Source organism: Endozoicomonas elysicola (assembly GCF_000710775.1).
GTDB classification, from domain to species: Bacteria; Pseudomonadota; Gammaproteobacteria; order Pseudomonadales; family Endozoicomonadaceae; genus Endozoicomonas; species Endozoicomonas elysicola.
This window is the reverse complement of record NZ_JOJP01000001.1, coordinates 4,125,640-4,139,835: the sequence shown is the minus strand read 5'-3', so window position 1 is coordinate 4,139,835 and position 14,196 is coordinate 4,125,640. Positions and strand designations below refer to the sequence as shown.

Annotated in this window: 10 protein-coding genes; 8 read left to right on the top strand and 2 right to left on the bottom strand. The window is 43.2% G+C overall.

Annotated features, from left to right (window positions below; genetic code table 11):
* Positions 1–29 precede the first annotated feature (29 nt).
* From GV64_RS17450 to ruvC, 3 genes are all read left to right on the top strand, one after another.
* The gene (locus GV64_RS17450; RefSeq protein WP_020584765.1) at positions 30–776 is read left to right on the top strand and encodes a YebC/PmpR family DNA-binding transcriptional regulator; all 747 of its coding nucleotides are present in this window, start codon (positions 30–32) and stop codon (positions 774–776) included.
* 114 nt (positions 777–890) lie between these two features.
* On the top strand, positions 891–1,076 hold the full coding sequence (locus GV64_RS17445) for a hypothetical protein (RefSeq protein WP_020584764.1): 186 nt from the start codon (positions 891–893) through the stop codon (positions 1,074–1,076).
* Positions 1,077–1,268: 192 nt separating this feature from the next.
* Positions 1,269–1,793: a crossover junction endodeoxyribonuclease RuvC gene (gene ruvC / locus GV64_RS17440; protein ID WP_020584763.1), complete on the top strand. Its 525-nt coding sequence runs from the start codon at positions 1,269–1,271 to the stop codon at positions 1,791–1,793.
* A gap of 11 nt (positions 1,794–1,804) precedes the next feature.
* On the opposite strand, the gene GV64_RS17435 is transcribed toward ruvC, so the two are convergent.
* Positions 1,805–2,332, bottom strand: coding sequence for a carboxymuconolactone decarboxylase family protein (locus GV64_RS17435; protein WP_020584762.1), 528 nt, complete (start codon positions 2,330–2,332; stop codon positions 1,805–1,807).
* A 113-nt stretch (positions 2,333–2,445) separates the two neighbouring features.
* On the opposite strand from GV64_RS17435, the gene ruvA reads away from it, so the two are divergent.
* Entirely contained in the window at positions 2,446–3,063 is a 618-nt protein-coding gene (gene ruvA, locus GV64_RS17430; RefSeq protein WP_020584761.1) for a Holliday junction branch migration protein RuvA, read from the top strand.
* On the opposite strand, the gene rarD is transcribed toward ruvA, so the two are convergent.
* Positions 3,060–3,956 (bottom strand): EamA family transporter RarD, encoded by an 897-nt coding sequence (gene rarD / locus GV64_RS17425; RefSeq protein WP_033403660.1) that lies wholly within the window; start codon positions 3,954–3,956, stop codon positions 3,060–3,062. The genes ruvA and rarD overlap by 4 nt on opposite strands.
* A gap of 159 nt (positions 3,957–4,115) precedes the next feature.
* On the opposite strand from rarD, the gene ruvB reads away from it, so the two are divergent.
* The 4 genes from ruvB to tolQ all read left to right on the top strand — a co-directional run bounded on the left by ruvB (position 4,116) and on the right by tolQ (position 14,185).
* The gene (gene ruvB / locus GV64_RS17420; protein WP_020584759.1) at positions 4,116–5,123 is read left to right on the top strand and encodes a Holliday junction branch migration DNA helicase RuvB; all 1,008 of its coding nucleotides are present in this window, start codon (positions 4,116–4,118) and stop codon (positions 5,121–5,123) included.
* Between the two features lie 399 nt (positions 5,124–5,522).
* A complete protein-coding gene (locus GV64_RS17415) occupies positions 5,523–9,686 on the top strand; it encodes a hypothetical protein (RefSeq protein ID WP_152554108.1) in 4,164 nt (1,387 codons plus the stop codon).
* A 484-nt stretch (positions 9,687–10,170) separates the two neighbouring features.
* Positions 10,171–13,248, top strand: a complete 3,078-nt coding sequence (locus GV64_RS17410) for a PAS domain-containing hybrid sensor histidine kinase/response regulator (protein WP_160171811.1) — start codon at positions 10,171–10,173, stop codon at positions 13,246–13,248.
* A 268-nt stretch (positions 13,249–13,516) separates the two neighbouring features.
* Entirely contained in the window at positions 13,517–14,185 is a 669-nt protein-coding gene (tolQ, locus tag GV64_RS17405) for a protein TolQ (RefSeq protein ID WP_020584756.1), read from the top strand.
* Positions 14,186–14,196 lie beyond the last annotated feature (11 nt).

The following is a 14,196-nucleotide window of genomic DNA, read 5'->3' as shown; positions in this document are numbered from 1 at the left end:
CAGTAAAGCGTTTCAAATAGAGGTTTTCTATGGCAGGTCATAGTAAATGGGCCAATATCAAACACCGCAAGGCGGCGCAGGATGCTAAGCGGGGCAAGGTTTTTACCAAAATCATTCGTGAGTTGGTGGTTGCTGCCAAGCAGGGTGGTGGTGCGGTTGAAGATAATCCGAAGCTGAGAGCGATTGTTGATAAAGCGCTGGCTGCCAACATGACCCGGGATACCATTAACCGGGCCATTGCCAGAGGGGTTGGTGGTGATGATGACTCCAATATGGAAGAAGTCACCTATGAAGGCTATGGAGCAGGTGGCATTGCGGTTCTGGTTGAGTGCCTGACTGATAACCGTAACCGAACTGTGGCTGAAGTGCGACATGCGTTTTCCAAGCATGGTGGTAACCTGGGAACTGATGGTTCGGTTGCTTATCTGTTCGAGCGTAAAGGCCAGATCTTCTTTGAGGAAGGGGTCGACGAAGAGCAGGTAATGGACGCAGCTCTGGAAGCGGGTGCAGAGGACGTTGTCAGTAATGATGATGGTTCTGTTGAAGTACTGACTGAGTGGACTGAGTTCATGGCGGTTAAGGACGCTCTTGAAGCTGCAGGTCTTACACCAGCGGGTGGTGAGGTGGCAATGATTGCTTCACTGCAGACTGAGTTGGATCTGGCTGGGGCGGAGAAAATCATGAAACTGATTGATCGTCTGGAAGATCTGGATGACGTTCAGAATGTTTACACCAATGCAGATATTTCCGCAGAGATAATGGAGCAGTTGGGCTGATAGATTGACAGCTATGCTTTTCCTGAAAACCCGGACTCTTCCGGGTTTTTTTATGTACATGGATGTACTGTATCCTGAAAATGCAGGAGCAATTTTCAGGGAATACACAGGGATGTGTGGTATGCCGAAAACGCAGGAGCGGTTACCGAAGAGCAATTGCCAATATATAAAGGTAAGTACTGTACCCTGAAAATGGGGGAGCAATTTTCAGGGGTTGCTCGGCGTTTAGGAGATGCATTACAGATTAAAAGCCAGAGTGATAAGAAAAAGCGCCAGAGTGACGCTGGCAATGGTCAGTAATGTTTTTACTTGATTATTCATCTGGCAAGCTGACTCCCTAAAACTCTCGTTCAAGGGTAAGTCGGAGGAGATTGCTTTCGTAGCGTATTTTGGTAATGCAGTGTTTCAAAATTGTAATAGCGGATAAGTGCTGGAAACGTGTATGTATATACAGTATTCTTTTTGAAGCGACGCATTTGGAACAGGAATGGAATGGCCATTTTGTTGGGTATTGATCCCGGGTCCAGGATTACCGGGTATGGAGTGATTGAGGAGATCGGATCTCATTGTAAATATGTGGCATCAGGCTGTATCCGCATACAGGATGGACCACTACCAGAAAGGCTTTTACAGGTGTTTCAGGGTATCAATTCTGTCATTGAAATGTATAACCCTCAGTCGGTAGGCATTGAACAGGTCTTTATGGCGCGGAATGCAGATTCTGCACTGAAACTTGGTCAGGCTCGCGGGGCTGCTATTGTTGCTGCAGTTAATCATGGCTTGGAGGTTTCTGAGTATTCTGCCCGGCAGGTCAAACAAGCGGTAGTTGGCAAAGGTTCAGCAGAAAAGTCGCAGGTTCAGCATATGATAGTGTCGATTCTTAAACTTGATAAAACTCCTCAGGCTGACGCTGCAGATGCTTTGGCGGTGGCGCTATGCCACTCTCACACCCGTGCAAGCCTGATCCGTATGGCTGGTGCTACTGGGAGAAGAAATCGTCGCCTGTTGAATCGTTAGATATTAAATGATTACTGGTCAGAGAAACAGGTCAGGTGGAAAGCAGCGCTGTAGATAACCAGATCAAAAATCTGGCTGGGATCATAGGTTCTGGAGAGTACTCGCCACTGGTTCGGGGTCATTTGTTGGTGTAAGTGAAGATTATCTACCGTCCGAATAACCAGTGACTCATGTTTATTCCAGCCAACAGCTTTGTGTCCGACTTTGATCAGCTGGATATCGCTGTTGCTAAGTCCATGGTCGATTGCACTGCTGATGAGTGGAGAGTTGGCATTGAGTGCACCTTGTAAATGAGCGCTTCGAAGTATGACCAGGGCTCGTTCTCTTAGCGGTATTCGGCTCAAGCGGTGCAGGTAAGTGGATAACGTACGTTTTGGTTTATCAATTCTCGGGTGGTGTGATGTTAACTCACTGCTTTCTGAGCATTGTTTCAGATGGTTTTGGTACTGAAGGTTTGTAAGATTGGCTATATTGCACTGAATATTAGCAGTGGGTAAAAGCTTCCAGATCAAATTGAACAAATGATATGGATGCTTCATTGGTATCTCCGCGTATTAGTGTTTGTACTTGGATTGTTTTTTTAAAGCAGAGTTCAGAGATGAAGTCTGTTTGTCAGTAACAGTAACGGACTGGTTAGAAGAGAAGCTTGGTTATGATAGGCAGACTTCGTGGTATTTTGCTGGAAAAGCAAGCGCCCAATCTATTAATTGAGGTTGGTGGTGTTGGCTATGAAGTTGAAGCGCCAATGTCAGTGTTTTATCGCTTGCCGGAAATAGGTGTGGAAACAACACTGTATACCCACTTTGTGGTAAGAGAAGATGCTCAGTTGCTTTATGGTTTTAGTGACGCCAGGGAGAGGGAACTGTTTCGCACATTGATAAAAGTGAATGGTGTCGGTCCAAAACTGGGTTTGACCCTGTTGTCTGGCATAGAGGCTTCGGACTTCATACGCTGCGTTCATGATGGTGATAGTTCTACTTTGGTGAAGTTGCCTGGAGTCGGTAAGAAAACGGCAGAACGGTTGATCGTTGAATTAAGGGATAAACTGTCGAAATGGGATAACACCGCTGCAGCCTATGATGGTTTGAGTGGAACCCCCTTAGGGCAGGCTGCTGAAAGGCAGGTTGTAGATACTGAGCAGGAGGCTGTTAGTGCGCTGGTTGCCCTTGGCTATAAGCCTCAGGAAGCCAGTAAAGTGATAGGTCGAATTAAAGTTGAAGGCCTGTCCAGTGAAGAAGTTATACGACAGGCTTTACGTAGTATGATTTAAGGGGCACCGGCAATAGCTGGCTTTCGGACAATTCGAATGGAGTCGATGCAAATGATCGCCGTTGCCAGCCAAATGAAACCGTAAGTAGCCCATTGTGACGACGGTAACGGCTCTTTCAGAATGAATATGGCTACCATAAAGATAATGGCGGGTTCCAAGTAACTCAGGAGACCGAACAGGCTGACAGGCAATGCCTTTGAAGCAGCTACATAAATCAGCATGGCTAGAGTGCAGAGTATGCCAAGTCCTGGGAGTAAGTAGTAGAGATCGGTGTTTGCTGAAAGCGTTTGGAGGAAGCCTTCATGGGATGCGATAGCAAAGATCGCGAACGGAAGCAGTAAAAGGTTTTCAAACATAAAGCAGGCCAGCGTGTGTACCTTCACTTTTCTGCGAATGAGAAAGTAAAGAGGGTAACCTGCGGCAACGGCAACCGGAACCCATGACAGGCTGCCGAACTGGTAGATCTCATGGGCAACACCAATGGCTGCGAGGGCTGCTCCCGTCATTTGTAAAGGCCTCAACTTTTCCCCATACACCACGCGACCAGTCAGAACCAGCGTTAGTGGTAGCAGAAAGTAGCCCAGAGAGAGCTCTGTAGTCAGTTCATTAATTGGAGCCCAGACAAACAGCCACCATTGAAAGCCTACCAGTAAAGTGCCAGCGGCAAGCCACAACATATTTTCTGGTTCTTTGAGCAGTTGTTGAAACAGGCGAAATTTTCTCAACAACAGTAAAGATGCCAGTGCTGTTATTGATGAAAAGAGAATGCGGTTCCAGAACAGAAGGGAGCCGTCTAATGGGTTAAGCCACTGGACATACCAGGGTATCAGACCAAACATCAGCGATGCGAGGATCGAATAACCCAGTCCGGTGGAGGATACTGACGATGACATTACTACTCTGCCAAGTTAGAGATTTACCGCATACTTGCGGACAGCTGTTGGATTCTAGTATTAGACAAAATATCCGGCAAGCTTGGCAATCCGTGAATATCCGTTCGCATGGAGAATTGTAAGTGTTAGTCTGTTTAAAGAAGATTCTTGGGAAATATTATGATTGAAGCGGATCGCTTAATTTCGGCCAGTGAGCGCCCGAACGAAGAGGCTCAGGATCGGGCCATTCGACCCGTCAGGCTGAGTGAATATACAGGACAGCCAAAGGTTAGAGAACAGATGGAAATCTTTATCCAGGCAGCTCGCAAGCGTGGTGATGCTCTGGACCATACATTGATTTTTGGTCCTCCTGGATTAGGTAAGACAACGTTGTCCCATATTCTTGCTAATGAGATGGGCAGTAACATCCGCTCAACTTCCGGGCCGGTTATTGAAAAAGCGGGAGACCTTGCTGCACTTCTAACGAATCTTGAGCCAAATGATATTCTTTTCATAGATGAAATCCACCGTCTCAGCCCTGCTGTTGAGGAGGTTCTCTATCCGGCGATGGAAGACTATCAGCTCGATATTATGATTGGCGAAGGGCCTGCAGCTCGTTCTATCAAGCTGGACCTTCCTCCCTTTACGCTTGTGGGCGCAACAACACGGGCTGGATTGCTGACTTCACCGTTGAGAGATCGGTTTGGGATTGTACAGCGGCTTGAGTTTTATAGCGTGGCGGACCTAACTAGCATAATACTTCGCTCAGCATCAATTTTGGGTGTTCATATAGATATGGATGCAGCTAATGAAGTAGCAAGGCGCTCAAGGGGGACACCACGTATTTCCAACAGGCTGCTGCGAAGGGTCAGGGACTACGCTGAAGTAAAGGGCGATGGTTCTCTAACCCGTGAAATTGCTGATGCTGCCTTGAATATGCTGGATGTTGATGCCAGTGGTTTTGATCATATGGATCGCCGTCTTTTGTTAGCAATGATTGAAAAATTTGATGGAGGTCCGGTTGGTGTCGACAGTCTGGCAGCTGCCATCAGTGAAGAGAGGGATACCATTGAAGATGTTTTAGAGCCTTATTTGATTCAACAGGGTTACATTATGAGGACGCCAAGAGGACGGGTGTTGACCAAAAATGCTTACCTGCACTTTGGTTTTGATTATTCTGAGCCATAAGAATTAATTCGCAATTTTCCCACTTCATAGTTCCTGAGCATTCGAGTGAACCTGTTATGTTCAGGAATGTTTTCTATTCCACATAAGTAGTAAGCAACGCAGAACGGCTCAAGCCGTGGGCATTAGTTCATATTGATCATACCGCACTCAAGTTGTCTTGAACGAATTGCACATGGAGTCACAACTGCTGCATCATTCGACTTGTCTGAAGTTTCCGTGCTGATGGATATCATGGGTAATTAAGGATGCCCTGAATTCTATGTATCAAAAAAAGATGATTGGTAATGAGCTAATAGTCGATTGTTAAAGTATTTCTAAATAGATTGATAATTAGAAATAGAGTTTATAATGATAGGAGATTTACTGCCTGAATAAAATTGAAACAGTAGGGTCTTTAAGATGGAAGGAGCAGGCCATAAATCATTGACCAGCATGAGCCATGAGCCTTCTCTAACTCGAGGGAATGAAACAACGGAGGGAGGCAAATATCGTGAAGGAGGAAGGTTCTCTTCTGAAAATGGGGTGCGAAATGTTCAGCCATGTGATGAGTCAACATTCTTACTCAATTCTTCTGGGCAGCAGGAAGCAACAACACAGAGTTTTTCGGCAGTTTCATTAATGGATGAACGTAGTGTTTGTCCATACAAAATAGAATCAGCGTCTTTTTTAAGTGGACGACCATTGAACTCTTTAGGGCAGAATCAAGAAGTTGAATCTGTACCCTTTACTGATGAATTTCAGGATGTTCGTCAGGATCGTAATGTTAAATTTTCAAAAAGATCTAAGGCTTCAAGAACGAAGGTCCCTCTACTATTACCATTTGATCAGCCAGTGGATACTACTCTCTTAAGGGAGCCAGAAAGGCAGCTTGCTAAAGATGATCCGTTTGTACAGGCAAGGACAATCGTACCCACTGAGTCTATTGCGAGAAGACTTACGCAAGTATCAGGGGGTATGTCTGTCAGATCAAAAGTAATGGGTGAGGAGCCAAGTGGGCTGTTGGAAGAGAGCTTGGGTGAAAACTCAGTATGCAAGACTGATATAGGCATATCCAGTAAAAGTTCTGCGCCGGTTTCTCTTTTATCACTGGACGATTTGAAGGTTCGACTAAAAGAGGCAATATCAGATGCACAATATGAAGAACTGTCAAGAATGCTTTCTGTTCCAAAAGAAACTATGGAAAGAGGTAGTCTGATGTTGGAGTGCCGTGAAACGACCGATTACTTAAGGAATCATTCCTGCTTATTAAAATTACTAGAAGAGCTTAATACGTATTCTGATCCCTTCTGTAGCGGATATTATTTGGCTGATAGACACCACCCTATACTGGAAATTCTGGAAGAAATCGTTGTTAAAGAAGGGGGGGGGGGGGAAGACACTGTTTTTGAGATGAATTTTAATATAGATAGTGGTGATAGGGTTATTCTATCAATAAAGCGGCGGGTTCCAGTAATAATGAAGACTCCTCAACCTCAGTCAGTATCAGAAAATCCACTTGATGCTCAAATACTCAGGGAGTGGGAGTTAGGGGAAGCATTAGCATCTGGGGAGGCTAAAAAAGAGATTAAGGCTAAAGTCATTATGCCTACAATTTGGCACTTGAAGCCTAAAACATTTAAGAACCCAGATTTATTTTCTGCATTGAAAGAACGAATATCCAATTCAAGTTGTGACATCACTATAATGGTCAAATTTCGTGACCGTCCCTCAATGGATCAAGAAAAAACGGGTAGGGGCGATCGATTGGCAACGAGTCGTAAAAATCCAAAAGATTTCTACCGGTCAGAAATAATGAGACTGCCTTGGGGGGATCAATATCCGAAATTTATTGAAATTCAAGTTCCTTTTATAAGGGATATACCCGTTAAAGATTCTGATTTAATAGACTTAAGAAAAGAACCTCTTAGGAATAAAAGTCACACAGGTTCATATCCGAATTTACAATATGTCTGCGATCAGGCTGAAGTTACAGCTCGGAATATGGATCCAGACAAACCTGAAAATAATGCAATGGGCGGAGATCATCGAGGTGCTGGGATCGGTGTGAATACATGTGACTTCATTGAGTTTCCGAGTCTGGTTGAAAAAATTGGAGTACCCACTCTTGATATGTTGGAAGCTACCATAGCAGATGTCACAACGACCGCTACCGGGACACTCAATAAATATATTGAGAATTTAGCTGGTCTAAGGAATCAAAATTTCAAGTGCTGCCGAAGCTTGGGGTTCATTGTTGGAATGAGTAGCAATCAACGCAGTAAGAGAGTACATGCTAACTCAGAAAGTGATAATGGAAGTGGAAATCATAAAGCTGAAAAATTAGCAGAAGGTACTCAGGATAAAACGAATAAGTATCGCTATGCATTGATTCAGGCTCGATTCTCAGAGCAGGAAAAATTTGGGACGATGATTACCGATCCTATGGTTTCAGCTCTGACTGTTCTAAATATCTTGAATCTTGAGTTATTGGTTATGTATCTAGTAAGAGATATCAATAGGCTACTGGAAATGCCAGGGTTTAAAAGGGTTATTAAGATAAATATTGATGGGAATCCTGAAAATTTTGTTATCAGGAATGGATGGTTTACTCTTATCGATCAAACACCTGCGAATAGTAGTATTAATGACTGCGTTTTTCCGGGAAATAAGTTCTTAACTAAAGCCTGGTTTAAGCGTAGAGAAGACTTTAATCATAAATTATCCACTGTTTTTGAGTTTGGTCTTTTTTTTATACCTGTTATGCTTTTTAGGCTATTTCATCCGACGGATGCAGACTACTCTGTATTTGAGGAGGAAGGAGTATTTGACACAAAAATGAAGGATCAGGTAGAGCGGCAAAAAATAATTTTGGATACTCTTCTGGGGTGGCTGGCTTTAGATAATGACCTTGTGAAATGGGTAGAATCGTGTTTCTTTTCTTTTATGAAAAAAGATTTATCCATAGACCTTATTGAAGGTGGGAATTGTGGCTCGTTCATAGAAAAGTTGTCGGATGGTTTTAATAATTTTATATGCGGGGGTAGACTTCCAGAAAATCATTCAGTAGGTTTTGGTTCTTTGGATCAAGCATCACAAGTCAAATTTTTACATGTTTGTCTGCGAGTTGTCTATAAGCATTTAGGTAAAATAAAATCAGATGAGAAAGAGAATCTTCAGGAGAAAAGGCTGGTAGAGGGGGCCTACAGAGGTGTTACAGTAGGGTTGAGTATTAGCGGTTGTTATAGTGGTGCAGAAGTATCTGCTATCCTCAAAAATATCACCTGCAGAGAAGTTTCTGTTTATTCTCCACTCGGTATTGAAGATAGCTTTTATCGGGCTTTATCCGGCTCCAGTGATTTGCCAGAAAATGATTGGGGGTTAGGTCGAGATAATATCGAGGTTTTTAAGGAGGAGTTGATCTCTCGGACCAAATGGAAGGCTGTAAATGCAAAAAACCGTAAAACAATTCCTGTAATAATGAAATCATTGGATAAAATTTTTGTGAAAAGAATTGATTTTTTATTGGTTAGTCTTGGGTGTGGAAGTGATAAGGATATCCGTGCACAAAAATTTTCATGGTTGGATTCGTCTGATAGTGCAGAAAGGATTGCTGTTGAGGAGTTTAGAGGCGATGATTCGTATAATAAGTGTGTTCTATCTCTTAAAAATCCAACAATTATATTGGTTAATCATCAGATGAATCCTCCATATCTTATTCGTGATGTGGAGAAATTTCAGTGGTCTTTGGTTACATTGAAGGATGAAAGATCAATAAGTGTACCTTCTTATCGTTTTAATTATAAAGTTACCTATGCACAAAAAGTATCTGCTTTTGAACAGATGTTATTTGATGGGTTTTTATCAGAGTTTGATAAAATATATCAGCAGTTAACGGAGGGGAGAAGAAAGAACGTTCAAGATTTTGGGGGATCTTTTCTTGAAAAAATGATGACCCACCTGCCTGAAGATTGTGGTTCATGGCAAAGCTCTGGAAATCGAGAGGGTGGGGCATATCTGTCGATGAGGTTGTCCCTCAAAAAAACATCTAGGATAATGCTTCTGTTTCGTGTTTTCCGTGATGTTCTTCGGGATGCTAATGCAGTGTTGCCATCTCGAATATATGCCCATATTCCACATGCAGATTCTGGATATTATGTTTGTCTATCATTCAGGAAGTTTGGTGGTTATCTGAGTAGAAGCTTTGGGAAGGCTTATCTACCCGAACAGTTAGAGGGTGAGGTTGCTAAAAGTCCAACAGCGAAAGTTATCAGCTTTTTTCTTAGTGGCGTAATGGGCTCTAATACGGGTGATATTGTTGCTGTCAAAGGTGAAAACATTGGCGTTAGAGGCTACGTAGGTTATCTGGGAAGGGGACCTGATAATAGGCCGATATTGTCAGGCTATAGCAACGGCGGTGAGCCTTTTCGCGTCTTTCCTGAAGGCTTTGTGAAAGATCGGAGTTTGAGTGACCAGAATAGGCGGCTAATGCTTAACGTGCCTGACCAGAGTCGTGCATATGGGGGGGAGAATCTACCTTCACTCGATGCAGTTAGCCTATTCCACCCAGTTAATACTGATGGTTAGGGGGATATGTATAATAATTGTGAATATAGTTTACCCCGCCTTCATTAGTATTACTCTGCTGGGCAACATAAGAGATATAATAGGTTGGCTATTTCATTGGCCAAACTCGAGAGTGATGATGTTTCTGGTACCTAGTATGATGATAAAGAGATAAGTAGAACTTATGTCAACCTCAATCAGGCAGAAGATTACACTATTTAACTTGTTTCCAGCCTTGGTTTTTTACTGTTTTATTACTTTTGTTTTTTTGTATTTTTCTTTTCGTTCAGCATCTGCAGAAATTGGTCTTAGGCACCTTAATCAAACGTTGCACTATGCATCGCTAATTAATGGTAATATCAATAATGTGATTCATGCTGGGTTAGCACTGTCCTTATCGGTTGATAGCACCTCTGATATCAATATTACTTCCAAAATTTCTGCGTTATTTGGAGATGTTTTTTTAATCAAGTCAATAGCTTTTATTAGTTTTCAGAATTCTGGAGTGTTGGCTGTAAGGGATGAAGAGTCTATCTACTGGAAAAGGGATGATCAACAATTTATTGTGAGCGATGTGAGTCAGCATTACTCAGTGCCTGAATCAGTATTTTTGTCAATTATTGATCGTCCAGATTATAGTTATGATTGGTACGTTAATACTGAAATGGTAGGGGAGTTCGATTTTTATACCTCATTACTGATAAAAGTTTCAGATGATGGTTCTGATTTGGTTCGCTTTCTAAGGATTGATATTGACGGATCAAAGCTGATCGATCACCCAATAAAGTCAGATCCAAGAACTCGTATTATAATCGCCGATTCTGGTGGCAGTATTGTCTATGCCAATGGCATATCTCTACCCAAATATCGAACAGTGGAAAGATTTTCACGATTAGGTCCGTGCCAAGGGTATGGTGAAATTTTCTTTCCTTCAGAGTTTTCAAACCCGATTTCAGAGTTTTTTTTTCGACCTGTTAAAAATCCTCCTGATCCTGAAATGCCTTGTGGCTTTTTAAAAGATATTTTAAATCATGTTGTTAATAAAAAAGAAGCCGCTAGTGTTCGAATTTTTACCAGGGATACCTATAAATGGCATACGGCTGTTCCAATTCAGTCTGTAGGCTGGTTCTTCAGTTATAGCATTCTTGAAAGCGATCTCATGAAGCCTGTGATAAGACAGGCTGTATTAAGTGCAAGCCTGATTGCGCTCGCAATGCTTTTGTCGATAGTTTGTCTCTGGGTTGTATCTGGGCGAATTACGCGGCCTTTAAATGAATTAAAGGATCAAATGAATACTTTTGGTGCCTCGCCTGGAGATTTTGCTGATAGTTATTCAGACTCAAAAGATGAAGCTGTCAGCCTCGGCAGAAGTTTTGTTCGGCTGAAAAATCGCCTTCTAAATAGAGAAGAGGCATTACAAAATGCAAGAGCTCAAAATATGGGGAATCTTGTTCAGCAGCTGAGGGGTAGTTACTTCTACTTCCATCTGACGAGCTCAGGCATCATTTCCTATGTCAGTCCATCAATCGTTTCAGTACTTGGTTTCAGCGTAGAAGAGTTTTTCGGCGACATTCAAAAGTTTTTGACTGAATCCGTTATTAATGATTCCTTTAAAGAAATTCTCAATCATTCGCCAAAAGGTGTCTGGCAAGAGACATTTGAGTTGGAAATGTCTCATAAGGATGGATCTATACGCTGCATTGAAGTGAGTTGTGCAGGCCATTCAAATAAAGGTGCATTGACAGGAAATGTACCTAACCAGAAAGTGCATAGTATAGAGTGTATGGGTAATGATATAACCCATCGTGTTCGTGATACGGAAAAATTCAAGGCTCTGATAGCAGGCTCACCCGATGCTATTGTAATTACAGACAGCTCGGGTGTAATCAATCTGATAAATTCCAGGGTGGTGGATCTGTTTCGCTATCATGAATGTGATTTGCTGGGGTTGCCATTAGCGCTGCTCATTGATCCTGAATGCCGCTCAGAGCTGGCATTGCTGAAAAAACTGGAGCCAGGCTCTGACAGCGCTGACAGTCATTGTCTGGATGCAACCCTTTCTCGTGGCTTTGATAGATATGGCCATGGGTTTCCCATAGAAATATCCAGTAATGTTCTGACTACTGCTGATGGTCTGATCATCTCCATCGTGTTTCGAGATATTACCCAAAGAAAACAGATAGAGGGAGAGTTGCTTAAGGCTAAAGAGACGGCAGAGAAGGCAAGTCAGGCAAAGTCATTGTTTTTATCTCATATTAGCCATGAGCTGAGAACCCCGCTTAATGGAGTGCTTGGTTATGCGCAGCTACTCTTAACGGACAGTGATATCCCTGATAAATACAGAGAAAGCCTTTCATCGCTTGAGGCGTGTGGCTTGCATCTTCTGACGATGATCAATGACATTCTGGATATTACCAAGATTGAAAGTGGTATCGTGAGAAGCCATTTGGCTCCTTTCAATCTTCAAGTTACTTTGGATATGGTATTTGCCAATGTCCGCGAAGTAGCTAGTGCCAAGGGGGTAGATTTACTCTTAGATATCAATCAAGCCGTTCAACCGGAACTGGTTGGTGATAATATCAAACTTCGTCAGGTGTTGATTAACTTGATCGGGAACGCTGTAAAATTCACTGATTCCGGCAGCGTATGTGTGAATGTCCAGTTAAAAGATAAACAGCTTCAGTTTGAAGTTCTCGATAGCGGACCCGGGATTTCATCTGCCGAAATGGCAGAACTGTTTCAGCCGTTTACTCAATTAAAGAAAGGGCAGGAGTGTGGAGGCGCTGGTTTGGGGCTGTCAATCAGTTATAGGCTTGTGAAGGCCATGGGGGGGGAGCTTCAGGTTGAAAGTGAGGTTGGCAAAGGTAGTAATTTCTACTTCAGTGTTCCCTACCTGGTTAGTCAGGTGGATAGCTGTAAAAACGGTGAGGCAGTCCCATCCTCTGTGAAGATTACCACTGGCATTGAAGGAGGGCTGTTTAGTAAACGTCAGATTTTGGTTGTTGACGATAGCTTTAATAATAGAGATATGCTCGTTAAGGCGCTTAAGTCTAAATCTTTTCATGTCGATGCGGCTGAGGGTGGGCTTGAAGCGGTGGAAAAATGCAGAGCTACCCGCTACGACCTGATTTTAATGGACCTGCGTATGCCGGGATTTGATGGTTTTGATGCAGCAAGAGCGATTCATGGCATTACCAAGCAACGATCAATAAAGATTATGGCTATCTCTGCCAGTGTTTCCGAGCAGACAAGAATGAGAATCGCTGATGCGGGCTTTTGTGGTTTTATTGCAAAGCCTGTCCATTTTGATGAGTTATTTATTTGTATTCATCACCATTTAGAAGAAGCTGATGATCAGCGATTACCCTCGTTCCTCTCTGATCACTGCATGGAAGAAATGATTAATGCATTGAAGTATTCCCTTGAAATTGGTGATTTGGAGTCACTCGAAGAACAGGCGGAAAGATGGACTCTCGAACAAGGCTATGGAAGCATTCCCACTAAAATTATTGAGTTATGTAAATCGCTTGACGTTCAGGGGCTTGAGTCTCTTTACACCTCTTTGCTTCACTCCAGTCCATAGCAGGTACATGTTGTATTTCTGTTGTAGAAAAGCTACTGGTTCTTATATTGAAAGTGTAAAGGTTTCTGTAGGTTCTCTGTAAATCTGGTTTGCCCCCCCTCTCTGACATGCTATTCATCAGGGAGTTGTTGGGTAAATATTTGAAATACGGTTTACTTTTGTTGCCCTTCTTAGACAGTTCTGATCCTCATCTCGTTTTTTGATGTTATGATCAGTCTATTTTCCACTTCATCATTGATGGATAGAGAGGTTGTCGGTGGCAGAAAGCATGTCTCTATGGGCTCTGATTGGCAATGCCAGTTGGATTGTGCTGCTGGTATTATTGTTATTGGTGGCAGCATCGGTCGTTTCATGGATGATGATTATCCAGCGGGGAGCCCTGCTCAGGAATGCACAGCAGGCTATGATTGCGTTTGAAGACCGTTTCTGGTCGGGTATGGACCTGATTCTACTCTACAAAGAGGTGCAGCAGAATGAGCATCCTGACTCCGGGTTAGAGCATATCTTCAAAGCAGGATTTACCGAATTTACCCGCCTTAGAAATCAGGGTACAGCTGCGCCTGATGCCGTAATGGAAGGCACGCAAAGAGCTATGCGGGTAGCCATTTCCAGAGAGCAGGAAAGGCTTGAAGCTAACCTCCCCTTTCTTGCCAGTGTTGGGTCTACCTGTCCCTACCTGGGGCTGTTTGGAACAGTGGTAGGTATCATGAACTCTTTCCGTGGATTGGCCGTGGTTCAGCAGCCTACTCTGGCATCTGTGGCTCCAGGTATTGCCGAAGCTCTGCTAACCACTGCTGTTGGCCTGGTTGCAGCCATTCCGGCAGTTGTCGCCTATAACCGTTATGCTTCAAGGGTGGAAGCACTTTTGTCCAATTATGAGACATTTGCGGATGAGTTTTCGAGCATCCTGCACCGTAAAGTATATAGCCGGACATAAGGGATCTTACA